23 protein-coding genes and 1 riboswitch are annotated in these 25,462 nt (G+C 55.6%); of the genes, 14 read left to right on the top strand and 9 right to left on the bottom strand.

All coding sequences use genetic code 11. The features are described from left to right. The first annotated feature begins 123 nt into the window (after positions 1-123). The gene (locus HYQ67_RS20650; RefSeq protein WP_202307125.1) at positions 124-1,755 is read left to right on the top strand and encodes a sodium-dependent inorganic phosphate transporter; all 1,632 of its coding nucleotides are present in this window, start codon (positions 124-126) and stop codon (positions 1,753-1,755) included. Positions 1,756-1,820: 65 nt separating this feature from the next. Next, the gene (locus HYQ67_RS20645) at positions 1,821-2,222 is read left to right on the top strand and encodes a hypothetical protein (protein ID WP_202307123.1); all 402 of its coding nucleotides are present in this window, start codon (positions 1,821-1,823) and stop codon (positions 2,220-2,222) included. Between the two features lie 55 nt (positions 2,223-2,277). Here the strand turns inward: HYQ67_RS20645 and HYQ67_RS20640 are convergent, their stop codons facing one another. Then, on the bottom strand, positions 2,278-2,565 hold the full coding sequence (locus HYQ67_RS20640) for an addiction module antidote protein (protein WP_202307122.1): 288 nt from the start codon (positions 2,563-2,565) through the stop codon (positions 2,278-2,280). After that, positions 2,555-2,872: a type II toxin-antitoxin system RelE/ParE family toxin gene (locus HYQ67_RS20635; RefSeq protein WP_202307120.1), complete on the bottom strand. Its 318-nt coding sequence runs from the start codon at positions 2,870-2,872 to the stop codon at positions 2,555-2,557. Before HYQ67_RS20635 ends, HYQ67_RS20640 begins: the two co-directional genes overlap by 11 nt. Before the next feature lie 217 nt (positions 2,873-3,089). On the opposite strand from HYQ67_RS20635, the gene rluF reads away from it, so the two are divergent. After that, positions 3,090-3,965, top strand: coding sequence for a 23S rRNA pseudouridine(2604) synthase RluF (rluF, locus tag HYQ67_RS20630; RefSeq protein WP_202307118.1), 876 nt, complete (start codon positions 3,090-3,092; stop codon positions 3,963-3,965). A gap of 148 nt (positions 3,966-4,113) precedes the next feature. Here the strand turns inward: rluF and HYQ67_RS20625 are convergent, their stop codons facing one another. From HYQ67_RS20625 to HYQ67_RS20610, 4 genes are all read right to left on the bottom strand, one after another. Continuing rightward, positions 4,114-4,386, bottom strand: coding sequence for a YjbD family protein (locus HYQ67_RS20625; protein WP_202307108.1), 273 nt, complete (start codon positions 4,384-4,386; stop codon positions 4,114-4,116). 120 nt (positions 4,387-4,506) lie between these two features. Continuing rightward, entirely contained in the window at positions 4,507-5,454 is a 948-nt protein-coding gene (gene panS, locus HYQ67_RS20620) for a ketopantoate/pantoate/pantothenate transporter PanS (RefSeq protein WP_202307106.1), read from the bottom strand. Between the two features lie 95 nt (positions 5,455-5,549). Beyond that, on the bottom strand, positions 5,550-6,905 hold the full coding sequence (gene lysC, locus HYQ67_RS20615) for a lysine-sensitive aspartokinase 3 (RefSeq protein ID WP_202307104.1): 1,356 nt from the start codon (positions 6,903-6,905) through the stop codon (positions 5,550-5,552). 259 nt (positions 6,906-7,164) lie between these two features. Next, positions 7,165-7,325: riboswitch (Lysine riboswitch) on the bottom strand. 51 nt (positions 7,326-7,376) lie between these two features. Continuing rightward, positions 7,377-9,182, bottom strand: coding sequence for a cation:proton antiporter (locus HYQ67_RS20610; RefSeq protein ID WP_202307102.1), 1,806 nt, complete (start codon positions 9,180-9,182; stop codon positions 7,377-7,379). Positions 9,183-9,393: 211 nt separating this feature from the next. On the opposite strand from HYQ67_RS20610, the gene pgi reads away from it, so the two are divergent. The 6 genes from pgi (at position 9,394) to psiE (ending at position 15,827) form a co-directional block, all read left to right on the top strand. After that, the gene (gene pgi, locus HYQ67_RS20605) at positions 9,394-11,043 is read left to right on the top strand and encodes a glucose-6-phosphate isomerase (RefSeq protein WP_202307100.1); all 1,650 of its coding nucleotides are present in this window, start codon (positions 9,394-9,396) and stop codon (positions 11,041-11,043) included. 369 nt (positions 11,044-11,412) lie between these two features. Continuing rightward, positions 11,413-11,658 (top strand): exopolysaccharide production protein YjbE, encoded by a 246-nt coding sequence (gene yjbE / locus HYQ67_RS20600; RefSeq protein WP_202307099.1) that lies wholly within the window; start codon positions 11,413-11,415, stop codon positions 11,656-11,658. A gap of 63 nt (positions 11,659-11,721) precedes the next feature. After that, a complete protein-coding gene (locus tag HYQ67_RS20595) occupies positions 11,722-12,357 on the top strand; it encodes a YjbF family lipoprotein (protein ID WP_202307097.1) in 636 nt (211 codons plus the stop codon). Between the two features lie 89 nt (positions 12,358-12,446). Then, entirely contained in the window at positions 12,447-13,178 is a 732-nt protein-coding gene (locus tag HYQ67_RS20590) for a capsule biosynthesis GfcC D2 domain-containing protein (RefSeq protein ID WP_431355455.1), read from the top strand. Continuing rightward, positions 13,178-15,274, top strand: coding sequence for a YjbH domain-containing protein (locus tag HYQ67_RS20585; protein WP_202307095.1), 2,097 nt, complete (start codon positions 13,178-13,180; stop codon positions 15,272-15,274). The genes HYQ67_RS20590 and HYQ67_RS20585 overlap by 1 nt, the downstream gene beginning before the upstream one ends. Before the next feature lie 145 nt (positions 15,275-15,419). Further along, positions 15,420-15,827, top strand: a complete 408-nt coding sequence (gene psiE / locus HYQ67_RS20580) for a phosphate-starvation-inducible protein PsiE (protein ID WP_202307093.1) — start codon at positions 15,420-15,422, stop codon at positions 15,825-15,827. 95 nt (positions 15,828-15,922) lie between these two features. Here psiE and malG read toward each other — a convergent pair whose 3' ends face one another. From malG to malE, 3 genes are all read right to left on the bottom strand, one after another. Further along, complete coding sequence (malG, locus tag HYQ67_RS20575) at positions 15,923-16,813, bottom strand: maltose ABC transporter permease MalG (protein ID WP_202307091.1); 891 nt, start codon at positions 16,811-16,813, stop codon at positions 15,923-15,925. Between the two features lie 12 nt (positions 16,814-16,825). Continuing rightward, positions 16,826-18,373 carry a maltose ABC transporter permease MalF gene (gene malF, locus HYQ67_RS20570; protein ID WP_202307089.1) on the bottom strand — a complete coding sequence of 516 codons (1,548 nt, stop codon included), beginning with the start codon at positions 18,371-18,373 and terminating at the stop codon, positions 16,826-16,828. A 101-nt stretch (positions 18,374-18,474) separates the two neighbouring features. Next, complete coding sequence (gene malE / locus HYQ67_RS20565) at positions 18,475-19,665, bottom strand: maltose/maltodextrin ABC transporter substrate-binding protein MalE (RefSeq protein ID WP_202307087.1); 1,191 nt, start codon at positions 19,663-19,665, stop codon at positions 18,475-18,477. A 380-nt stretch (positions 19,666-20,045) separates the two neighbouring features. Between malE and malK the strand changes: the two genes are divergently transcribed. The 5 genes from malK (at position 20,046) to ubiA (ending at position 25,210) form a co-directional block, all read left to right on the top strand. Further along, positions 20,046-21,155: a maltose/maltodextrin ABC transporter ATP-binding protein MalK gene (gene malK, locus HYQ67_RS20560; RefSeq protein WP_202307069.1), complete on the top strand. Its 1,110-nt coding sequence runs from the start codon at positions 20,046-20,048 to the stop codon at positions 21,153-21,155. Between the two features lie 46 nt (positions 21,156-21,201). Next, positions 21,202-22,551: a maltoporin gene (locus HYQ67_RS20555; RefSeq protein ID WP_202307067.1), complete on the top strand. Its 1,350-nt coding sequence runs from the start codon at positions 21,202-21,204 to the stop codon at positions 22,549-22,551. A gap of 144 nt (positions 22,552-22,695) precedes the next feature. Continuing rightward, positions 22,696-23,664 (top strand): maltose operon protein MalM, encoded by a 969-nt coding sequence (gene malM / locus HYQ67_RS20550; RefSeq protein WP_202307065.1) that lies wholly within the window; start codon positions 22,696-22,698, stop codon positions 23,662-23,664. A gap of 164 nt (positions 23,665-23,828) precedes the next feature. Then, complete coding sequence (ubiC, locus tag HYQ67_RS20545) at positions 23,829-24,338, top strand: chorismate lyase (protein ID WP_202307063.1); 510 nt, start codon at positions 23,829-23,831, stop codon at positions 24,336-24,338. Then, positions 24,338-25,210 (top strand): 4-hydroxybenzoate octaprenyltransferase, encoded by an 873-nt coding sequence (gene ubiA / locus HYQ67_RS20540; RefSeq protein WP_202307061.1) that lies wholly within the window; start codon positions 24,338-24,340, stop codon positions 25,208-25,210. The genes ubiC and ubiA overlap by 1 nt, the downstream gene beginning before the upstream one ends. The last annotated feature ends 252 nt before the right edge of the window (positions 25,211-25,462 follow it).

Raw genomic sequence — 25,462 nt, 5'->3', positions numbered from 1 at the left:
ATTTTATCGGTGGATGGCGCCTGCGCTTATCGACCCTACAAATGCCTCCCGCCCCCTTATTGCCGCCAATCCGTATATACTGGAAAGAGAAGGAATTTCCGATCTAACTAACCAGGAGAAAGTGTGCTTACTTTACTGCATCTGCTTTCTGCGGTGGCGCTACTGGTCTGGGGGACGCACATTGTGCGCACCGGCATCATGCGCGTTTACGGCGCAAATCTCCGTAGTGTGCTTAGCCGCAGCGTTGAAAAAAAACCGCTCGCCTTCTGTGCGGGCATTGGCGTAACTGCGCTTGTCCAGAGCAGCAATGCCACCACTATGCTGGTCACCTCGTTCGTGGCTCAGGATCTCGTGGCGCTCACGCCTGCTCTGGTGATTGTGCTTGGGGCCGACGTGGGGACGGCGCTGATGGCGCGCGTGCTGACGTTCGATCTCTCGTGGCTTTCGCCGCTGCTGATTTTCGTCGGGGTGATATTCTTCCTCAGCCGTAAGCAGTCCCGGGCGGGGCAGTTGGGACGGGTAGCGATTGGCCTGGGTCTGATTTTGCAGGCGCTGGAACTGATCGTGGCCGCCGTGACGCCTATCACCCAAGCCTCCGGCGTGCAGGTGATCTTCGCTTCTTTAACCGGCGATATCATGCTGGATGCGCTGATTGGCGCGATGTTCGCCATTATCAGTTACTCCAGCCTGGCTGCCGTGCTGCTGACCGCGACATTAACGTCGACGGGCGTGATCTCCTTTGACGTTGCGCTGTGCCTGGTCATCGGCGCGAACCTCGGTTCTGGTCTGCTGGCGATGATCAACAACAGCGCCGCCAATGCCGCCGCCCGCCGCGTTGCGCTTGGCAGCCTGCTGTTCAAGCTGGTGGGCAGTTTAATCGTCCTGCCGTTCGTGCATATCCTGGCCCGCTGGATGCAACATTTGCCGCTCCCTGAATCTGAGCTGGTGATCTACTTCCACGTCTTCTACAACCTCATTCGCTGTCTTGCGATGGTGCCTTTCGCCGAGCCAATGGCGCGCTTCTGCCGCCGCGTCATCAGCGAAGCGCCGGAAATCGACGGGCGCATGAAGCCGAAACACCTCGATCCGACGGCGCTGGATACGCCTGCGCTTGGCCTGTCGAATGCCGCCCGTGAAACGTTACGCATGGGGGATGTGCTGGAGCAGATGCTGGAGACGTGGAGCAAAGTGATGCACGGCGAACCGCGCCAGGAGAAGGAGCTGCGCAAGCTGGCCGATGACGTAGACGTGCTTTATACCGCCATTAAGCTGTACATGGCGCAGATGCAAAAAGAGGATCTGGCTGAAATCGAATCCCGCCGCTGGGCGGAAATTATCGAGATGTCGCTGAACCTTGAACAGGCCGCGGACATCATCGAGCGCATGGGTAGCGAGGTCGCCGACAAATCCCTCTCCGCACGCCGGGCGTTTTCCCCGGATGGCCTGACGGAGCTGGATACCCTGCTTCAACAGCTGACCAGCAACCTGAAGCTGAGCCTGTCGGTGTTCTTCTCCGGGGACGTTAATAGCGCCCGCCGTTTGCGTCGTAACAAACACCGCTTCCGGATTCTGAACCGCCGCTACTCCCACGCGCACGTCGATCGCCTGCATCAGCAAAACGTGCAGAGCATCGAAACCAGTTCGCTGCACCTGGGGCTGCTGGGGGACATGAAACGTCTGAACTCGCTGTTCTGCGCTGTGGCTTATAGCGTGCTGGAACAGCCGGACGATGACGACGAGCGGGACGAATATTAGTGTTTATAAATTAGCCACCCGGCTATAATCTGCTGCGCAAAATTTTAAATTTAAGGATGATTTTGATGAAGCTTAAGCAGCTATTGGCAGGCGCTATTTGTATTGCGGCATTAGCCGGGTGTTCGGCACTCGAGCGCACCGAGCCGGTGCGTACCCCACAGACAATCATTACCGCTCACGTGACGACCGAACAGGTCAAAGAGGCGATTATCAACGCCGGGCAGGGGCGCGACTGGATCATGTCCGTGGCCGGTCCGGGCGTTATTAATGCGACGCAGAATGTGCGTAAGCACAGCGTGACCGTGCGCATTAACTACAGTGAAAAAGATTACTCAATACATTACGTCAGCAGCGTTAACCTGCTGGCGTCAGGCGGTGAAATCCACCGTTCATATAATCACTGGGTGAATAACCTGGACAAAGATATTCAGAAAAAAATCGCCGCGATCGCGGCCAAACCGCAGTAAAGCTTCGGCGGGCTGCAGACTTAATGTTTGTCGCCCGTAAGCTGTATTTAATCATTCACTTCGGCATTTTAGCCGTCAGTTCGATACCCAAAGCCTTCATCACGGCCAGCGTAGTTTTCAGGGTGGGGTTGCCTTCCTCGCTGAAGGAACGATAAAGCTGCTCGCGGGATAAGCCTGTGTCGGCGGCAACCGAAGTCATTCCTTTCGCTTTTGCGACAATACCTAGCGCACTCGCAATATGTGCCGCATCGCCCGTTTCAAGCGCATCGGCCATGAAAATGGCGATGGCTTCGTCATCGACCAGTGCCGAAGTAAAATCGTAATCCGTTATCTTAAGTTTCATCCTCTTCCTCATCATCAATCCAAATCCGGGCCAGATATTTTGCCATTAAGATATCCTGCTGCTGCGAGCGTTTATCACCGCCGCATAAAAGCAAAACAATTTTTCTGCCACGTTGCTGAAAGTAGATACGGTAGCCAGGACCATAATGAATGCGAAGTTCACTGATACCGTTGCCAACAGGTTTGACATCCCCGGTAAGGCCATTGACCAGGCGATGCAATCGCGCGGTGATAAAGGCTTTTGCTGTTTTATCTTTAAGGTTGGCTTCCCAGCGGCGGTAAGCATCCGTTTGTTTGAGTCCGTTCATCGATGATTGTAGTTTTTAAATTACGAATTGACTATCGGTAGAGCGAAAAATAGCCGCCTGTTACGAGGCATTCAACAGGGTGATCGCTAAACTGGAAAGTAGGCCGCAAAGCCTTTTACTCATTTGCGAGAAATCTCCAGATAATCAAGCAAAGTGAGGCTGGGCTGTTCGCAACGCCCGACGGGTAGGGTATAGTCCGTTTTTTTACGGAGGAACCATGCTGACCAACTCATCCATTCGCCTGAACAAATACATCAGTGAGAGCGGCATCTGCTCGCGCCGCGACGCCGACCGCTACATCGAACAGGGAAACGTGTTTATCAACGGCAAGCGCGCCGCGATTGGCGATCAGGTCTTTGCCGGGGATGTGGTGAAGGTCAACGGTCAGCTTATTGAACCTCGTAATGAAGACGATCTGGTGCTGATCGCGCTGAATAAACCGGTGGGGATCGTCAGCACCACGGAAGACGCCGAGCGCGACAACATCGTTGATTTTGTGAACCACAGCAAGCGCGTGTTCCCGATTGGCCGTCTGGACAAAGACTCGCAGGGGCTGATCTTCCTCACTAACCACGGCGATCTGGTGAATAAGATCCTTCGCGCCGGGAACGACCACGAGAAAGAGTACATCGTCACGGTAAACAAGCCGGTCACCGACGACTTTATTCGTGGCATGGGCGCGGGCGTGCCGATGCTGGGCACCGTCACTAAAAAATGTAAGGTGAAAAAAGAAGCGCCGTTTGTTTTCCGCATAACGCTGGTGCAGGGGCTAAACCGTCAGATTCGCCGCATGTGTGAACATTTTGGTTATGAGGTCACGAAGCTTGAGCGCACCCGTATTATGAACGTCAGCATGAAAGGGTTACCGCTGGGCGAATGGCGCGATTTGACGGATGACGAGCTGGTGGAGCTCTTTAAGCTGATTGAGGATTCTTCCTCTGAAGCGAAGCCTGCAAAGAAACCGAAGGCGAAACCAGCTGCGGCGATCAAAAAGCCAGTCGTCAGCGGGCCGAAAAGCAGTGCAAAAACCCCGGCAGAGCTGGCATCACGTAAACGCTTTGCCCAGCCAGGGCGCAAGAAGAAAGGGCGTTAAGGCTGCTGACAAAGAAGGATAAAACGTGTTTTTTCCTTCTTTGTGGTTAGCAGATGAAAATCAATAAATTGATTTTCCGTCTTTTTTTCTGATGACGCCTTTGCGACCAGCAACGACAGCAATTTTATCCTCTCTCTGAATCGCTAAATTAGCGCTTCCCACGAATATGTGTATTAGCAGACCAGGAGTAGGTCGCTGAGGTATCAGGTTTTAACGCTTTTTGTTTTTTCAGGGCGCGAGCTTTTTTGGCTGCCAGTTCGCGCTCGGCCATCAGCTTATCGCTGTATTCTTTTTTGATGTGATTGATTTCTGAGTTGGTCAGCGTGCGGCCTTCTGCAATGCGCGCGCGGTCGAGCAGCGTTTTCAGTTCGCGCTGCTCACTTTCCGTCATGTCTTGCTGTGTCAGTTTTGCTGTGGACATCGTTGCGACCTCTTAAGGAAAGGATTTCCAGTGTAAAGCAAAGCGCCCGCTACCTCAGTAAAAATCACGTTCTTCGCCGCACAGAAACAAAAAAGCCCGGTAACCCGGGCTATTGCCACCTTAAGCGCGACGCTTTTTCATCTTCTGCCCTTTTTTCTCACCAACAGGTTTCCCTGACCAGTAACCTGCCAGCAGCGAGCCGGAAAGGTTGTGCCAGACGGAAAACAGCGCGCCGGGAAGGGCTGCCAGAGGCGAGAAGTAAATCTTGCCCAGCGTTGCTGCCAGGCCTGAGTTCTGCATGCCCACCTCAATGGCCAGCGTGCGGCAGGTGGATTCGTCGAAGCCGAACAGGCGTCCACCCCAGTAGCCGCTCAGCAGGCCGATGCCGTTGTGCAGAATGACCGCGATAATCACCATCAGCCCGACGGACGCGATGTGCGAGGCGGAGCCTGCCACCACGGCGCTGATAATCGCCAGGATGCACAGCATGGAGAACGCGGGCAGATAAGTCTCCACGCGCTTCACCAGGCGCGGGAAGAGGTGGTGAACGATCAACCCCAGCCCGATCGGCACAATGACGATTTGCAGAATGCTGAGCAGCATACCCATCACGTCGACCTTGATATCGGCATCCACGTAAAAACGCGTCAGCAATGGCGTGGCAAAAACGCCAACCAGCGTGGAGACCGAAGAGATGGTCACCGACAGCGCGACATCACCTTTTGCCAGATAAATCATTACGTTTGATGCCGTGCCGCTGGCTACGCTGCCGACCAGCACCATGCCTGCGGAGAGATCGGGTGGCATATGGAATAGCTTCGCCAGCACCCACGCCGCCAGTGGCATGATGAGATAGTGCAGGAAGGTGCCTGCGGCGACAGGAGCCGGGCGTGAAAGCACACGTTTAAAATCGTCAATGCGCAGATGCACGCCCATGCCGAACATGATGAGCATCAGCAGCGTGCTGACCCACGGGCCGATGGGGGTGAACGTGCCGGGTGAGAAGTAGGCGAGTACGGACAGCAGTACCGCCCAGAGCGGAAACAGCCGGGTTAAAATCGCGAGCATGTTGTGATCCTTGCAAGGGTTTGTTGTGTTGTTTCTGGTTATGAAAATGCCGGGAGCGAGCCCGGCATTCTGTATTCATCGCATGAGATTAAATTTTATTCAAACAGATTATGGTGCAGCTTCTGCACGACCTGCTCCGCGTCGCCGCCCGGCACCAGGAAACAGAGGTTGTAGCTGGATGCGCCGTAGCAAATCATGCGGATATTAAACGGCTCCAGCACGCCAAACACCTCTTTGCCCACGCCGCAGGCCTGGGAAAGCTTGTTGCCGATCAGCGCGACCAGAGCCAGATTCTCTTCCACTTCTACACGGCACAGGGACGACAGCTCGGTGAGCAGCGAGGTAGTCAGCAGGCTGTCGCCCGTTGAGGTGGATCCGGTGGTATCCAGCGTCAGCGCCACGCTCACCTCCGAGGTGGTAATCAGGTCGACGGAGATATTATGGCGCGCCAGGATGCTGAACACTTCGGCCAGGAAACCCCGGGAGTGCAGCATGTTCAGGCTGTGGAGGGTCAGCAGCGTTTGCTTGCGGCGCAGCGCCAGCGCGCGGAACAGCGGTGGGTTATCCGTCTCGTTGCAGACCAGCGTGCCGCCCGCCTGCGGATCTTTGCTGGAGCCGACGAAGACCGGAATATCGCAGCGAACCGCTGGCAGCAGCGTTGCCGGGTGTAAAACTTTTGCCCCGAAGGTAGCCATTTCTGCCGCTTCTTCGAAGCCGATTTTATCGATGCGTTTTGCGGCAGGCACCACGCGCGGGTCGGTGGTGTAGATGCCCGGCACGTCCGTCCAGATATCCACTCGGCTGGCATGCAGCGCTTCGCCCAGCAGCGCGGCGGTGTAGTCGCTGCCGCCGCGGCCAAGCGTCGTGGTGCGGCCTTTTGCTTCGCTACCGATAAAGCCCTGCGTGATAATCAAAGATTCCGCGATACGCGGCTGTAGCTGCTGCTCCGCCAGTTCCGCCAGGGCTGCAACGTCCGGCTCGGCGCGGCCAAAGCGGTCGTTGGTGCGCATGATTTTGCGGATATCAAACCACTGGGCGTCAACCTGACGCTCACGCAGGATCTCGACAAACAGCAGGGTGGACATCAGTTCGCCGTGGCTGACCAGTTCGTCGGTCAGCGCGGTAGAGGTCGCCAGCGAGGCGGCTTCGGCGAGGGTAGTGATGTTTTCTAACAGGCGTTCGACTTCCTCGCGGATAATCTGCGGGTTGCTCAGGCGTTCAACGATGTCGTACTGAATTTTGCGAATGGCGTCGAGCTTGACGAAGCGTTCCGTCGCTTCCAGGCCTTCAGCCAGGGCGACAAGCAGGTTGGTGACGCCAGCTGAAGCGGAAAGCACCACCAGGCGAACGTTGGCATCGCCCAGCACAACGTCGGCGCTGCGGTTCATGGCCTCGAAGTCCGCGACGCTGGTGCCGCCAAATTTGGCTACTACTGTTTGTGGATAAGACATAACTACCTCGTGTCAGGGGGCCATTCGTATGGCGGTAAATTTTCAGCCTTGGCACAAGGGAAGAGCGGGATACGGGGCAGACGTAGAAGGGAAAACTACGGATACACCCAGAAGCGCCCCACCTTGTCTACCCGATTTCTTGACGCTGCAGCGGCGTTGTCTGCGCTGACTCACCCGAATCACTTACTTATGTAAGCTCATCGGGATTCATTAGCTTGCTGCCTTGCTGCAACGCCAATTAATTCGGGTATAAACGTCCGACTGCCGAACGCTTCTGGTGACAACCCAGGGGATTCAGCCCCTGCAGCCGATAAAACGCATTGCCTTCTGCGCGTTACCTCGGCGTCGTTCCCCCTCATGTGCTGTCTGCGGACTGGCTCCTCAAACACACTACCTGGACGACGCGCCTCTTCTGGCTTGCTCAAAGTGAACAAGTTAGGCATATAGAAATAAAATGTTACGGCGATGATGTCAACGTTTAGACGTTGCAGATTTTTCATTCTGTACTAGCGCAACCACCGTACAGGGCAGCGCCGGAGCCGTTTTCCCGCTCATAGAGATGAGTCTTCCGTTCACGGGCAATGCAAATAACGGCACCATGCCGCTGTTTTTCTCCATGTATTCCAGCCAGCCGAAGTTTTCATTCAGTCGCGTTGCTTTGATCACGGCACCTTTGGCGAGCTGGCTGCTCAGGCTGTTCCAGGTCACATCTTCCGGGAACAGACGTTCAAGACGGCGGAAACGGGCGCTTTCGTTGCTGATCCGCCCTTTTAACGGCGAGCCGGATCGAATGGCGAAAACCTTCTCACTGCCCAGCAGATGGCTGAAATGATAGACCGCCAGCGCGTTCTGATGGCGGTTAGGAGACAGCGCAAACACCTGCGCCGTGCTGCTCAGGTCAAGATAGTTTTCTGCATGTTCCGACCAGGCGTTGCCATAGTAAGCAGGCAGGCCCTCCATGCGGGCGAGTCGGTAATATTCCCAGCTATTGTCGGTCAGCAAGACCGGTATGTTTTGTTTCACCAGAGCATGAGCAATGGTACGGGCCACGGTATTGGCTCCGATGATCAACACCCCTTTTGGTTTTCGCTGCTTAACTTTGAGGAATTTCGCCAGCGGGGCACTGGTCAGACTTTGCACGACCACGGTGCCAATGATGATGGCAAAAACCACGCTCACCAGCTGGTCTGCGTTTTCGTAGCCGCTGCGTTCCAGCGTCAGGGCAAAAAGGGAGCTGACCGCCGCGGCGACAATACCTCGCGGTGCAATCCAGCAAAGCAGGAGCCTTTCTCGCCCGCTCAACGTTGAACCAATCGTTGAGGCGGCAATACAAAGCGGGCGGGCAATAAACTGAATCACCAGCAGCAGCGCGATCAGCGGCCAGCCCATCGTCAGCACGCCGTGAATGTCCAGACGGGCGGCCAGAATAATGAATAGCGCCGATATCAGGATGGCGGACAGCTCTTCTTTAAAGGCCACAATATCGCTGACATCCACGTCGCGCATGTTTGCCAGCCAGATCCCGAGAATCGTGACGGCCAGCAGGCCAGACTCATCGGAGAGCGAGTTAGAAATGCCGAACGCCACCAGCACAATTGCCAGTACGGCAAAGTTTTGCATATAGCCCGGAAACCAAACGCGCTTCAGGGCAGTCCCTAAAAGCCAGCCAAACAGCGCGCCAGTAATCAGACCCACCGCGACGGTTTGCCCGAAGATGGCTAACAGATGTAACTCTGAACCCGCTTCCTGGCGCAGGGTGATAAATTCGAAGACCAGCAGGGTAAAAATCGCCCCCACCGGGTCTATCACTATCCCTTCCCAGCGTAAAACCTGGTTAATGGCAGCGTTCGGACGTACAACCCGCATGAGCGGTGAAATAACGGTAGGCCCGGTGACGACGGTGACGGCGCCCACCAGAGCGGAAAGCTCCGGACTAAGCCCCAGCAGCCACCAGCATGACAGGCCGATCACGCTAAAGGTGATCAGCATCCCCACGCTGACCAGATTGCGCACCACGCCCCCAAGCCCCCGTATCTCGTCGAAGCGAAGCGTCAGGGCGCCTTCAAATAAAATAATGGCAACGGATAGCGAGACGATAGGGAAGAGCAAATCACCAAAAAGGGCATCGGGGTTAAGGATGCCGGTGAAGGGGCCGAGAATCAGACCAAATATAAGCAAAGGCAAGATGGCGGGTAAGCGAACAAGCCATGCAAGCCATTGTGCCGCCAGCGAGGCGAGAGTAATGATGACCAATAACAGTGGGACAGACAATTCCATAAAATTTTTACCTTACCTGGTTTACGAGGCCATACTGTTTTTTTCAGTGTAGACGCGGTCACGGCCTGTGCAGATGCACCGTATCATTTTTTCACGGACACATAATCTGAAACGCAATTCATTGTGTATTGGCAGAAAGATCATCACAAATCCCGTTTTGTGGATATACAATTGACCGCAGTCACAGTTCTCAAATCAAAAGGGTAACGCTATGAAGAATATCAACCCAACACAGACCGCTGCATGGCAGGCTTTACAGGCGCATTATGACGACATGAAAGATGTCACCATCGCCGAGCTTTTCGCCCAGGATGCCGACCGTTTTGGTAAATTTTCCGCCACGTTCGATGATTTAATGCTGGTGGATTTCTCTAAAAACCGCATTACCGCCGATACGCTGACTAAGCTGCAGGCGCTGGCAAAAGAGACAGATCTGCAGGGTGCCATTAAGTCGATGTTCTCAGGCGAGAAGATCAACCGCACCGAAGACCGTGCTGTGCTGCACGTTGCGCTGCGTAACCGTAGCAATACTCCGATCGTGGTCGATGGCAAAGATGTGATGCCAGAAGTTAACGCGGTGCTCGAGAAAATGAAAATTTTCTCCGAAAGCATCATCAGCGGCAGCTGGAAAGGCTACACCGGTAAAGCGATTACCGACGTGGTCAACATTGGTATCGGCGGCTCCGACCTTGGCCCGTTCATGGTGACCGAAGCGCTGCGCCCTTACAAAAATCACCTGAACATGCACTTTGTTTCCAACGTTGACGGCACCCACATTGCGGAAGTGCTGAAAAACGTCGATCCGGAAACCACCCTGTTCCTGGTTGCTTCCAAAACCTTCACCACGCAAGAAACCATGACCAACGCCCACAGCGCACGCGACTGGTTCCTGGAAACGGCTGGCGACAACAAGCACGTTGCCAAGCACTTCGCTGCGCTCTCCACCAATGCGCAAGCCGTGGGCGAGTTCGGTATCGATACGGCGAACATGTTCGAGTTCTGGGACTGGGTCGGCGGGCGTTACTCCCTGTGGTCCGCGATTGGCCTGTCCATCATTCTGTCCGTTGGCTACGACAACTTTGTTGAGCTGCTGAGCGGTGCGCACGCGATGGATAAACACTTCGCGAACACCCCCGCAGAGCAGAACCTGCCGGTGCTGCTGGCGCTGATCGGTATCTGGTACAACAACTTCTTCGGCGCAGAAACCGAAGCTATTCTGCCATATGACCAGTACATGCACCGTTTTGCCGCCTACTTCCAGCAGGGCAACATGGAATCCAACGGCAAATATGTTGACCGTAACGGCAATGCTGTAGATTACCAGACTGGCCCAATCATCTGGGGCGAGCCGGGCACCAACGGCCAGCACGCGTTCTACCAGCTGATTCACCAGGGCACCAAAATGGTTCCTTGTGACTTCATCGCACCGGCGACCACCCACAACCCGCTTTCCGATCACCATCCTAAGCTGCTGTCTAACTTCTTCGCTCAGACGGAAGCGCTGGCGTTTGGTAAAGCGCGCGACGTAGTTGAGCAGGAATACGCAGACCAGGGTAAAGATCCGAAAACTCTGGAACACGTTGTGCCGTTCAAAGTCTTTGAAGGTAACCGTCCTACCAACTCCATCCTGCTGCGTGAGATCACCCCGTTCAGCCTCGGCGCGCTCATCGCCCTGTACGAACACAAGATCTTCACCCAGGGCGCGATCCTGAATATCTTCACCTTTGACCAGTGGGGCGTAGAGCTTGGCAAGCAGCTGGCTAACCGCATCCTGCCGGAGCTGGGCGACGAAAAACAAATCAGCAGCCACGATAGCTCCACCAACGGTTTAATTAATCGTTATAAATCCTGGCGCGCATAATAAGCTAAGCTGTAAATAAAATAAGCCGGCAAATATCGCCGGCTTATTTATAAGATAATTCCCCTTGCCTCGTTATATCCGCAATCCTCCCCGCTGAGGTTAATCCTAAAAGAATTGATGGCCCCATATTCACTCAGGGTTATTTTAGGATTAATGAGATCATATGTATTATTTATGGCATCAGTAAGCTACTAATTTGTATGTATTTATATTATATTTGATGAGCCTGTGAGGTTATTATTTCCACTTTTCTTAAATCTGCCCACCTATTTCCCCATCGCCCTGATTGTCATCTTTAGTTGTGTATACTCGATCCCGCCTGAAACTCTTTTGGGCAACTCTCCATTCATTCAATGAAGGGAAATTGTTATGAAAAAAGTTATTTATGGCGCTCTCGCCATATTCACGCTGGCAGCGACCGGCGCGGCAAGTGCTGACCCGGTTGCAGTGGGTGAAGCAGCTGGCGCGCAGGCCACATCTGTGTCCGCAGGAAGTTCAACTGCGACCAGCGCCAGCACTGTCGGGTCAGCAGTGGGGGTAGCGCTTGCTGCCACCGGTGGTGGCGACGGTTCTAATACCGGGACTACCACGACCACGACGACCAGCACCCAGTAATTTCACGGGTGTTTTAACCCTAACCACACTTCGGTGTGGTTATTAAGACTTCGGGGACACGTCGTGCAGCGATTCTCAATTCTTGTTGTTTGCCTGTTACTCCAGGCTTGCTCTGCCACCACTAAAAGTCTTGGCACTTCGCTCTGGCACAGCATCGTAGGGACCGACGGTGTGCAGCTCACCGATGACGATATTCAGAACATGCGTTACGCCAGCCAGTACATGAGCATCAACGGCGGCCCGCAATTATTCGTGGTACTGGCCTATGACGAAAACGGCCAGCAGAAATGGGTGACGCAGGATCGGGCGACTATCGCCACCCAAAATGGCCGGATAGTGAAGACGGTCGGCCTCGGTGACAACCTGACGCAGGTCAGCAATCTGGCTGACGATCCGCTGGCTGCGGTGAACCAGATTATCGACGGAGCAACCTGGATACGGCAAATGGCGTGGACCGAACATCAGCAGGTGCGCATGGCAACGGCGCGCTCTACCTTCCGTTGGGATGGCAGCGACACCGTAAAGGTGGGCAGCAGCGTCACGCCGGTGCGCGTTCTGGATGAAGAGGTGACGGCCTCCGGCAAGACCTGGCACAACCGTTTCTGGGTGGACAGCCACGGTCATATCCGCCAGTCAAAACAATACCTTGGCCCGGACTACTGGCCGATTACCACGGTTCTGCTGAAGGCGGCGAAATAATGAAAATAACAGCCTTTAAAACACGGTGGATGGCGCGCTGCATATCGATAATAGGCGCCGATACACGCAGGTCGGATAAGCGCGGCGTCATCCGCCGACAGACATCACTATGTTTAGCCGCTCTGCTGACGCTGGGCAGCTCTTCTCTTTACGCTGCCGGCAACGTCACCGTTTACCCCGGCAATCAAAAACTGAGCAACGTTGAACGGCTGGGGGATTTAGTTACCCAGCCTTCTCTGAATAATGCCTGGTGGCCGGGTGCCGTTATTAGCGAGCGGCAGGCTTCGGCGGTTGCCGAACAGCAACATCAAAAACTGCTCGCCGCGCTGGGCGGGTTTGCAGCCCAGGAAGAGGGCGATGACGCCGCCGCAATCAACAGTGTGCGCCGGCAGCTGCAGGCCATCAAAGTCACCGGGCGGCAGTTCGTCAATCTGGATCCCGACTGGGTTCGCCTGCGTCCACGCTCCAACGTCACCCTGCAAGGGGACTACAGCCTGTGGGCGGGGCCGCAGCCGACCACTATCACACTGATGGGGCTGGTGAGTTCGCCGGGCGTCAAACCGTTCGTTGCCGGACGCACTGCGGCTGAGTATCTGGAAGATGTGAATCTGCTCAGCGGCGCCGACCGCAGCTACGCCTGGGTGGTTTATCCCGATGGCAAAACCGAAAAAGCGCCCGTCGCCTACTGGAACGAGCGCCACGTAGAGCTGCTGCCGGGCAGCATCCTGTTTGTCGGCTTCTCCGATCGCCTGTTCGACTCCGCATTCAACGCGCTGAATCAGCAAATCCTTACCTCCCTGACGCATCGGATACCGGATTGATGAAAAAAAATTATCTCTACAGCCTGCTGGCGCTGGCCGTCTCCACCGCCTGCCACGCCGAAACTTCCCCGGCCCCCATTGGCCCCTCGCAATCCGACTTCGGCGGCGTGGGCCTGCTGCAAACGCCGACCGCACGCATGGCCCGTACCGGCGAGTTCAGCGCCAACTACCGCGATAACGACCAGTACCGATTCTACTCTGCTTCCATCCAGCTTTTCCCGTGGCTGGAAACCACCCTGCGCTACACCGACGTGCGCACCAGGCAGTACAGTTCCGTAGACGCCTTTTCCGGAGACCAGACCTATAAAGATAAGGCTTTCGATATGAAAGTGCGCCTGTGGGAAGAGGGCTACTACCTGCCGGAAGTCTCCGCTGGGGTAAAGGATTTAGGCGGTACGGGTCTGTTTGACGGCGAATACGTGGTGGCGAGCAAAGCCTGGGGGCCGTTCGATTTCTCGCTCGGCATGGGCTGGGGATACATGGGCACCAGCGGCAACGTGAAAAATCCGTTCTGCGAAGTCAGCAACAGCTTCTGCAATCGCGATAACAGCTACAACCAGGCGGGCTCCTTCAACTTCAGCGGCATGTTCCATGGCCCGGCTTCCCTGTTCGGCGGTATCGAATACCAGACGCCGTGGCAGCCGCTGCGCCTGAAGCTGGAATACGAAGGGAACAATTACAGCCAGGACTTTGCCGGCAAGCTCGAGCAGCGCAGCAACTTTAACGTCGGCGCGATCTATCGGGTGACCGATTGGGCCGACGTTAACGTCAGCTATGAGCGCGGCAACACCCTGATGTTTGGCTTCACGCTGCGTACTAACTTTAACGATCTCCGTCCGGGCTATAACGACAACCGTCGCCCGCAGTACCAGCCTAATCCGCAGGATGAGATCCTCCAGCACAACGTGGTGGCCAGCCAGCTGACGATGCTGAAATACAACGCGGGCCTCGCGAACCCGAATATTCAGGTGAAGGGCGACACGCTGTACGTCACCGGCGAACAGGTGAAATATCGTGACTCCCGCGAAGGCATTGAGCGCGCAAACCGCATCGTGATGAACGATCTGCCGGAGAATATCCAGACCATCCGCATTACCGAGACGCGTCTGAATATGCCGCAGGTGACCACCGAAACCGACGTTTCCAGCCTGCGCCACCATCTGGAAGGCGAGCCGCTGGGCCATGAAACGCAGCTGGTGCAAAAGCGCGAGGAGCCGATCGTCCCGGAAACTACCGAGCAGGGGTATTACATCGACAAGTCGAAGGTGAACTTCTCGCTCAACCCGGTGCTGAACCAGTCCATCGGCGGCCCGGAAAGCTTCTATATGTATCAGGTTGGGGTGATGGGCACCGCCGACTGGTGGGTGACTGACCACCTGCTGACCACCGGCAGCATTTTTGCCAACATCGCCAATAACTACGACAAATTTAACTACACCAACCCGCCGGATGATTCGTCGCTGCCGCGCGTGCGTACCCACGTTCGCGACTACGTGGAAAATGATATCTACGTCAACAACCTGCAGGCCAACTACTTCCAGTATCTGGGTAACAGCTGGTACGGGCAGGTTTACGGCGGCTATCTGGAAACCATGTACGGCGGCGCAGGGGCGGAAGTGCTCTACCGTCCGGTAGACAGCAACTGGGCGATTGGTGCCAACGCCAACTACGTCAAACAGCGTGACTGGCGCAGCGCCCAGGACATGATGAAGTTCACCGACTACAGCGCGCCGACCGGCCACCTGACCGGCTACTGGACGCCGCCGTTTGCCGACGATGTGCTGGTGAAGCTGAGCGTGGGGCAGTATCTGGCAAAGGATAAAGGGGGCACGCTGGAAATCTCTAAACGCTTCGACAGCGGTGTAGTTGTGGGGACCTACGCGACCATCACTAACGTTTCGAAGGAGGAGTATGGGGAAGGGGACTTCACCAAAGGCTTCTACGTGAACGTGCCGCTGGATATCTTCACCTCGTCACCGACCCGCTCCCGCGCGCAGATTGGCTGGACGCCGCTGACGCGAGACGGCGGGCAGATGCTGGGCCGCAAGTTTGATCTGTACAGCATGACCAGCGACCGGAGCCTGAACTTCCGCTAACGGAGTGCCGGATGACGCTGCGCTTATCCGGCCTACGAAATATTTCACGGTGAGGGTCCATTGACGCTATAAGCAAAAAATCTCGATCCAGATCACACTTTTAACGTATAACACTCCTTCCGGACTACCTTCTTGAGGGACTGCTATGCCTGCCACACCACGAGTTGAATGGATCTCTACCGTTATGCAAACGGTGCTCAATTTGGGCCTGCTGGCCCTGGGCGTGATCCTGATTATTTTCCTCGGCAAAGAGACGTACCATCTGGCGAAGGTGCTGTTTGCCCCCACGGAGCAGGCGAGTAAATACCTGCTGATTGAAGGGCTGGTGGTCTATTTCCTCTATTTCGAATTTATCGCCCTGATTATTAAATACTTCCAGACGGGTTATCACTTTCCGCTGCGTTATTTCGTCTATATCGGTATTACCGCCATCGTGCGGCTGATCATCATCGACCATAAATCCCCCGTCGACGTGCTGATTTACTCCGGGGCGATCCTGCTGCTGGTGATCACGCTGTGGCTGTGCAACAGCAGCCGGCTGAAGCGGGAATAAAAAAGGGCGGCCCGAAGGCCGCCAGAAATGATACGAGGACTAATGAGGATTGCAGTGGCTTTAAAGCAATGTACAGCTTTGATTTACAGGAAAACTTAACCTTTCACACCGCCCGCCGTCAGGCCGCTCACCAGCCAGCGCTGCGCCAGTAAGAACACTACGGTAATCGGGATTGCAGACAGTACGGCCGCCGCGGCAAAGTCGCCCCACAGGTAGTTTTGCGGGTTGAGATACTGCTGCATGCCCACCGCCAGGGTGTAGCTGTTCACGTCGCGCAGCAGCAGCGACGCGACCGGCACTTCGGTGATCGCCGCGATAAACGACAGGATGAACACCACCGCCAGAATCGGCACGGAGAGCGGCAGCAGCACCAGGCGGAAGGCCTGCCACGGCGTTGCGCCATCCAGCGAGGCCGCTTCTTCCAGCGAGCCGTCAATCGTTTCAAAGTAGCCTTTAATCGTCCACACATGCAGCGCGATACCGCCAAGATAGGCGAAGATCACCCCACCGTGCGTATTCAGCCCGATAAACGGAATGTACTGGCCCAGGCGGTCGAACAACGCGTACAGCGCTACCAGCGACAGCACCGCCGGGAACATCTGGAAAATCAGCATCCCTTTCAGCAGCGTGGCCTTGCCCGGGAAGCGCATGCGGGCAAAAGCGTAGGCGCAGGTGGTAGAAAGGGTGACGATACCCATCGCCGTGATCCCCGCAATTTTAATGGAGTTCCACAGCCACAGCAGCACCGGGAACGGCGGCGGCGTGACGCGTCCGTCAGCGTGCTCGACGCTGAAGCCCAGCGCCAGCTTCCAGTGCTCCCAGGAGATCTGGTCCGGGATCAGGCTGCCGGTGGCAAAGTTGCCGGGGCGCAGGGAGATCGCAATTACCATCAGCAGCGGGAACATAATCGCCGCGATAAACAGCAGCAAAAACAGATGCGTGGTGATCATACGCAGCTTTTGAGATTTGGGTTGAACCATGGCCATGAGTGTCGCTCCTTAATCAAACTTCATGCGGGTGGCTTTCAGGTTAACAATCGCAAGCGCGCCAACCAGCAGGAAGATAAGCGTGGCGATAGCCGCCGCTAAGCCGAAGTCCTGGCCGCCGCCGCCTTCGAAGGCGATGCGGTAGGTGTAGCTCACCAGCAGATCCGTGTAGCCCGCGGGGGTCGTGGTGCCGAGGCGGTCCGGGCCGCCGTTGGTCAACAGCTGGATCAGCACGAAGTTGTTAAAGTTAAAGGCGAAGCTGGCAATCATCAGCGGCGTCAGCGGCTTAATCAGCAGCGGCAGCGTGATTTTGAAGAAGTTCTGGAACGGCCCTGCGCCGTCCATCGCCGAGGCTTCATACAGGTCGTCCGGAATCGCTTTCAGCAGGCCCATGCACAGGATCATCATGTACGGGTAGCCCAGCCAGGTATTCACGATAATCAGCATGGCGCGCGAGGTGGTCGGGTCGCTGAACCAGGCCGGTTTGATGCCGAACAGCGAGCTGAGCATCATGTTAATCTCACCAAAGCTCTGGTTAAACAGCCCTTTGAAGATCAGGATAGAGATAAACGACGGCACCGCGTAAGGCAGAATCAGCAGCACGCGATAAATTGCTTTACCTTTCAGTGATTCCCACTGCACCAGGCACGCCAGCACCATACCCACGGCAACGGTCAGCAGAACGGTCAGCAGCGAGAAGACAACGGTCCACACGAAGATGGCGAGGAACGGCTTCTGAATGCCTTCGTCGTGGAAGACGCGCAGGAAGTTTTTCCAGCCGATGGTGACGGTATAGCCCGGGCTTAACTGGTCGTTGCCCCAGCTGCCGTCGGCGTTAACGGACTGGTAGTAGCCGATGTCGTTATTCGGACGGTACTTCACGCCGCTCTGGTTATTGGTCAGCTCGCCGTTATCGGCCTGCGTGTAGAGAGGGCGAGTGCCGGAGAACTGGCGCAGGGAGCTCATGGTCAGCGTGCTGGCATCCGGCATTTCAGCGGTGATCTGCGATAACGCACCGCGGTTTTGCGTAATCACGCGGAGATTGGCTTTATCGCCCGTGGGCAGGGCATCCGCCTCTTTCAGCTTCAGATGCTGCTCGCCGCCGAACTTAAAGTTTTCAGAGATAAAATTCTTGCCGCTTTCCCCGTCGGTGAGGGCAAGCTGCCACTCGTCGCCCGCAGGGTAGAGACCGAAGCCAAAAGTTTTGCCCGCCTGATACTGGCGGTCCATCAGCACTTCCTGAACGCGCTCCTGGGTGAGCTGGTTAGTGCTGCTGTAGTTGGTGAAAGCAATGGCGATGGTGCAGACAAGCGGGAAGAGGACGAACAGCCCCATACCGGCAAGGCCAGGGTAGACATACCGCCAGGCGTAGGCCTTGCGGTTAGCGTAAACATACAGGCCAACCGAGCTTAAAATCAGCGTCATGATGGCAAACAGGTACTCCCCCTGGGCGTACATTAAAACAACAAGATAGCCAACCAGCAGGCCCAACAAGCCGATGGCTGACCACTTAAGCACATCGTTTTGCCACCAGTGGCTCTTCTTTTTAACAGCATCCATGGGGTCTTCCTCTACAACGACTTAACGCGGTGGATGACGCTGCGCTTATCCACCCTACAGGTTTCGTAGGGCGGGTAAGCCTTGCGTCACCCGCCAGTTTTTTACTTAGTAATACGTCCCTGAGCGTCTTTCATTGCAGCATCAACGGTCTGGCGACCGCTCACTGCGTTGATTACCGCGGTACGAACGGCATACCAGAAGGAAGCCATCTGCGGAACGTTAGGCATGATTTCGCCTTTCTGGGCGTTATCCATGGTGGCGGCGATACGCGGATCTTTCGCCAGCTGCTCCTGGTAGGATTTCAGCGCCACGGCGCCAAGCGGCTTGTCTTTGTTCACTTCGGCCAGCCCCTCATCGGTCATCAGGTAGTTTTCGAGGAACTCTTTCGCCAGCTCTTTGTTTGGGCTGGCGGCGTTGATACCCGCGCTCAGCACGCCAACGAACGGTTTAGACGGCTTGCCTTTGAAGGTTGGCAGCAGCGTTACGCCGTAGTTGATTTTGCTCTTGTCGATGTTTGACCACGCCCACGGACCGTTAATGGTCATCGCGGTTTCGCCTTTGTTGAAGGCAGCTTCGGCGATGGAGTAGTCGGTATCGGCGTTCATGTGTTTGTTTTTGATCAGGTCAACCAGGAAGCTCAGGCCCTCTTTCGCGCCTTTGCTGTCCACGCCCACATCTTTAACGTCGTATTTGCCGTTTTCGAGTTTGAACGCATAGCCACCGTCGGCGGCGATAAGCGGCCAGGTGAAGTACGGCTCCTGCAGGTTAAACATCAGCGCGCTCTTGCCCTTCGCCTTCAGCGTTTTATCCAGCGCGGGGATCTCTTCCCAGGTCTTCGGCGGGTTTGGCACCAGGTCTTTGTTATAAATCAGCGACAACGCTTCTACAGAAACCGGGTAGGCGATGATTTTGCCGTTATAGCGAACCGCGTCCCAGGTGAACGGATAGAGTTTGTCCTGGAAGGCTTTGTCCGGGCTGATTTCGGCCAGCAGGCCAGACTGCGCGTAACCACCAAAACGGTCATGAGCCCAGAAAATAATGTCCGGACCGTCGCCCGTCGCCGCAACCTGCGGGAACTTCTCTTCCAGCTTGTCCGGGTGCTCGATGGTCACTTTGATGCCGGTATCCTTTTCAAATTTCTTACCGACTTCAGCCAGGCCGTTGTAGCCCTTGTCGCCGTTAATCCAGATGACCAGTTTGCCTTCTTCAATTTTTGCCAGTGCAGAGGCGGAAAACATCATCGTTGTCAGAGCTGACAAAGCGAGAATGCGGGCGCCGGTTTTAATTTTCATGTGTCCCATCCTTTTGAGTGGTGGTGCGCGTGGATACAAACGAGGTAGAAGCGTTACGGTGGTCAGTCTGCGGAGATGACAAGCGCTTCTCATCCTCCCTGCTTCTACGCCCCACCCCCGTTATCTGTGATCCGCGCTGCATAACTGGCAGTTATGTGTTCTGGCGCACACAAAAATACCCAGAAATTTGAAACGACGATCACGAAAATCTCTTTGCGCGGCTGTAACCGGTTGCAGAAACCTCTCCCTCATCCTCCCGCCTCCTCCCCCACAGAAAACCGCAGGGGCGGAGGATTCACACAATGTATGAATCGTTCATAGTCCGACACATCTTGATTTATCTGTCTGTTGGCAGGGCGTAGTAATAAAGGGAGAAGGGCATGGCAAGCGTACAGCTGCGGAACGTCACGAAAGCCTGGGGCGATGTAGTGGTCTCGAAAGACATTAACCTGGATATCCAGGAAGGTGAGTTCGTGGTCTTCGTCGGGCCATCAGGCTGCGGGAAATCGACCTTGCTGCGCATGATTGCCGGCCTTGAAACCGTGACCAGCGGCGACTTGTTTATTGGTGAGAAGCGCGTGAATGACGTGCCGCCAGCCGAACGCGGTATCGGCATGGTCTTTCAGTCTTACGCGCTCTACCCGCATCTGTCCGTGGCGGAAAACATGTCATTCGGCCTGAAGCTGGCCGGTGCCAAAAAAGATGAAATCAATCAGCGGGTCAATCAGGTTTCCGAAACCTTACAGCTCGCCCATCTGCTGGATCGCCGCCCGAAAGCGCTTTCCGGCGGGCAGCGTCAACGCGTCGCCATTGGCCGTACGCTGGTGGCTGAGCCACGTGTGTTCTTGCTGGATGAGCCCCTTTCTAACCTTGATGCGGCGCTGCGCGTGCAGATGCGTATCGAGATCTCCCGTCTGCACAAGCGCCTGGGGCGCACCATGATTTACGTCACCCACGATCAGGTAGAAGCCATGACGCTCGCCGACAAGATTGTGGTGCTCGACGCCGGTCGTGTGGCGCAGGTGGGGAAACCGCTCGAACTTTATCACTACCCGGCAGACCGGTTTGTCGCGGGCTTTATCGGCTCGCCAAAGATGAACTTCCTGCCGGTAAAAGTGACTGCCACAGCCATCGATCAGGTACAGGTTGAATTACCGAACCGCCAGCAGGTCTGGCTGCCGGTAGAGAGCAGCGACGTTCAGGTTGGCGCCAATATGTCTCTTGGCATTCGCCCGGAGCATCTGCTGCCAAGTGACATTGCCGACGTCACCCTCGAAGGTGAAGTGCAGGTGGTGGAGCAGCTAGGACATGAGACTCAGATTCACATCCAAATCCCCGCCATTCGTCAGAACCTGGTGTACCGCCAGAATGACGTGGTGTTGGTAAAAGAGGGTGCCACATTCGCAATTGGCCTGCCGCCAGAGCGTTGCCATCTGTTCCGTGAGGACGGCACTGCTTGTCGTAGGTTGCATCAAGAGCCAGGCGTTTAAGCATTCCCATAAAAAAAGAAAAGCAATGATCTCAGGAGATAGAACGATGATTACTCTGCGCAAACTCCCACTGGCGGTAGCCGTAGCAGCAGGCGTTATGTCTGTTCAGGCAATGGCAGTGGATTTCCACGGTTACGCCCGTTCTGGTATCGGCTGGACCGGTAGCGGCGGTGCACAGCAGTGCTTCCAGGCGACCGGTGCTCAATCTAAATACCGTCTTGGTAACGAATGTGAAACCTATGCGGAATTGAAATTCGGTCAGGAAGTGTGGAAAGAAGGCGATAAGAGCTTCTACTTCGATACCAACGTGGCCTACTCCGTTGCACAGCAGAACGACTGGGAAGCAACCAGCCCAGCATTCCGTGAAGCTAACGTGCAGGGTAAAAACCTCATCGACGCACTGCCAGGCGCCACTATCTGGGCCGGTAAGCGCTTCTATCAGCGTCATGATGTTCATATGATCGACTTCTACTACTGGGACATCTCCGGTCCGGGCGCTGGTCTGGAAAACGTGGATGTTGGTATTGGTAAACTCTCCTTTGCGGCGACTCGCTCCACTGAAGCGGGTGGCTCTTCTACCTTCGGAAGCGACAACATTCGCGATTACACCACTGACACCGCGAACGACGTGTTTGACGTGCGTTTAGGCCAGATGGAAATCAACCCAGGCGGCACGCTGGAACTGGGTGTGGATTATGGTCACACCAACGTTAACGATGACTACTACCTGCAGCCGGGTGCCACCAAAGACGGCTGGATGTTCACCGCTGAACACACCCAGAGCATGCTGAAAGGCTACAACAAGTTTGTTGTGCAGTACGCAACGGACTCCATGACCTCACAAGGTAAAGGCCTGTCTCAGGGCGGCGGCATCGGCATCGGCAACGATGAAGACGGCAGCCTGTACGCTTACGGCATCAACAACAACGGTCACCTGACCCGCGTTATCGACCACGGTGCGATCTCTCTGGGCGACCGCTGGGACCTGATGTACGTCGGTATGTTCCAGGACATCGACTGGGATAACGGCAACGGCACCAAGTGGTGGACCGTGGGCGTTCGTCCAATGTTCAAATGGACGCCGATCATGAGCACATTGCTGGAAGTGGGTTACGACAACGTGAAATCCCAGGAAACTGGCGATACCAACAACCAGTACAAAATTACCCTGGCACAACAATGGCAGGCAGGCGACAGCATCTGGTCCCGTCCGGCACTGCGTGTCTTCGCAACCTACGCCAAGTGGGATGAGAACTGGGGTTACGACACCAACGGTCGTCCATCTACCAACTCAAACTTCGGCAGAGCAACCAGCGATGGCTTCAACGGCATGTCCTTCGGCCGCGGCGACAGCGATGAGTTCTCCTTCGGTGCCCAGATGGAAATCTGGTGGTAATAGCGCGTTAACCTGATGTTATGAAACGATGGGGGAGGAGCCACTGCCTCCTTCATCGCCTTACCCTTGTATGCCAAAACCCGTTTCAGATGGACGCGCTATTGCCTGGCTAACGTCCATCGTCTCTCGTTCGAGGTGATAACAATGAAAATGAAAAAAAGTCTCGTCGCGCTCTGCTTATCCGCAGGGTTGCTCGCAAGCGTTCCTGCCGTCAGCCTGGCCGAAGTTAACTTTGTGCCGCAGAACACCACCACGGCGCCTGCTATTCCGGCCGCTGCGTTACAGCAGCTGACCTGGACACCCGTCGACCAATCAAAAACTCAGACCACCACGCTCGCGACCGGCGGGCAGAGTCTGAATGTTGCCGGTATCACCGGCCCGGTTGCGGCTTACAGCGTACCGGCAAACATCGGTGAGCTGTACATCACGCTGACCAGCGAAGTGAACAAACAAACCAGCGTCTTTGCGCCGAACGTGCTGATTCTTGATCAGAATATGACGCCTGCTGCCTACTTCCCGAGCGAATATTTCACCTACCAGGAGCCGGGCGTGATGAGCGCTGACCGTCTGGAAGGGCTGATGCGTTTGACCCCGGCGCTTGGGCAACAAAAGATTTACGTTCTGGTCTTCACGACGGATAAAGATTTACAGCAAACCACTACGCTGCTGGACCCTGCCAAGGCCTACGCCAAAGGCACCGGCAACGCGGTACCAGATATTCCAGACCCGGTTGCCCGCCATACCACGGACGGCACGCTGAAGCTGAAAGTCAAAACCTCTTCCAGCTCAAGCGTGCTGGTCGGCCCGCTGTTTGGGTCATCGGGCCCAGGCCCGGTCACCGTGGGTAACACCGCGGCACCTGTTTACGCTGCACCTGTAGCGGCAACCGGTGCGGTGGCGGCTTCTGCGCCTGCTGCAACGGCCGCTCCGGCACCAGCCGCGAAGAGCGAGCCGATCCTGACCGACACGGAAAGCTATTACAACCAGGCCATCAAGCAAGCCGTGGATAAAGGGGAAATCGATAAAGCCCTGAAACTGCTGAATGAAGCCGAGCGTCTGGGTTCCACCTCCGCCCGTAAAACTTTTATCAGCAGTGTAAAAGGCAAGGGGTAGTCGTCTCCCCACAGTGCTGATGCTTGTAAGATTGGTGCGTCCTTGTGACGCACCCTTTTTTTATCCGTCATACCTTGATGTTACGTCGTTGTAACTCTTTAGCCTGCCACGCTCCCCTTGTTCTGCGCTACAATGCCCGCAGGTTATGTATCGGAGAATTCCCCATGTCTGAGGCGCTTTCACAATTGCGCGCTCTGAGTTTCTTCACTGAGGTTCCGGACGGGTTAAGCGCCAGCTTTCTCGACTGGCTTTTACTCGAAGACTCAATGACTAAACGCTTTGAACAGCACTGCGCTAAAGTGACGGTCGAGATTGTTCGCGAGGCGTTCGTCAGCGCGGATGACCAGCTGCCCGAAGCAGAACTGCTTCCGCCAGCTCAACGTTACTGGCTACGTGAAATACTGCTGTGTGGCGATGGTGTTCCCTGGCTGGTTGGGCGTACCATCGTGCCTGAGTCCACGCTTGCAGGCCCGGAACTTGCCTTGCAGCAGCTCGGCACCACGCCGCTTGGCCGCTATCTCTTTAGTGCTTCAACCCTGACACGCGATTTTATTGAGATTGGCCGCAGCGCGGAGCTGTGGGGGCGTCGTTCCCGTCTGAGATTGTCCGATAAGCCTCTGCTGCTCACGGAACTGTTTCTGCCCGCATCCCCGCTGTACAAAGAGGAAAAATAATGGAGTGGAGTCTGACCGAAGGGAAGTTTCAGGCCTATATGCGCCTGATGCGGCTGGATAAGCCGATTGGATCTTTATTGCTGCTCTGGCCCACGCTATGGGCGTTATGGCTTGCGACACCTGGCGTGCCGCCGTTAACCATCCTGGCCATCTTTATCGCCGGCGTGTGGATGATGCGCGCCGCAGGCTGCGTGGTTAACGACTACGCCGACCGCAAATTTGACGGACACGTTAAGCGCACGGCACATCGCCCGCTGCCCAGCGGGGCGGTGAGTGAAAAAGAGGCCCGTAATCTTTTCGTTATTCTGGTGCTGTTATCGTTTGTGCTGGTTCTGACGCTCAACATCATGACGATTCTGCTGTCCATTGCCGCCCTTGCGCTGGCGTGGATCTATCCGTTCATGAAGCGCTATACGCATCTGCCGCAGGTGGTGCTGGGCGCGGCGTTTGGCTGGTCAATTCCTATGGCGTTTGCCGCGGTGAGCGAAAGCGTACCGTTAAGCTGCTGGCTGATGTTTGTGGCAAATATCTGCTGGGCGGTGGCTTACGACACGCAGTACGCGATGGTTGACCGCGATGACGATCTCAAGATTGGCATCAAGTCGACGGCGATTCTGTTTGGCCGCAATGACAAGCTGATTATCGGTATTTTGCAGGTGGTGGTGCTGGCGCTGATGGCGCTGATTGGCTGGCTGAACGGGTTAGGTGGGGCGTACTACTGGTCTATTGGCCTTGCGGGCGCGCTGTTTATCCATCAGCAGAGGTTGATTGCCAACCGCGACCGGGATGCCTGCTTCAAAGCATTCCTCAATAATAACTACGTTGGGCTGGTGCTGTTTATTGGTCTGGCGCTGAGCCTGATGCACTTCTAATAAAACGGCGGATGGCGCTGTGCTTATCCGCCCTTGTATCTTGGACCGGTAGCTGGTTAGCTACCGGTTACACGAAACGGAGGAAGCTTGTATCCGCCCTGAAGACGCCGATCTTTCTTCGTAGCTTAAGCCCTCCGTTTCACCTTTCACGTCACTCAAAATCCGAACGGTAACCAGAAGCTCTGACTTCGTATGTACAAGGCTGGAATGACGTGTTGGCTCAGGTGAAAGGAGACAAAATATGTTCACTCT

Source organism: Dryocola clanedunensis subsp. sulfonylureivorans (assembly GCF_016756775.1).
Classification (GTDB): Bacteria; Pseudomonadota; Gammaproteobacteria; order Enterobacterales; family Enterobacteriaceae; genus Dryocola; species Dryocola clanedunensis.
Note: the sequence above shows the minus strand (reverse complement) of the source record. Positions and strands in the feature narration are given on the sequence as shown.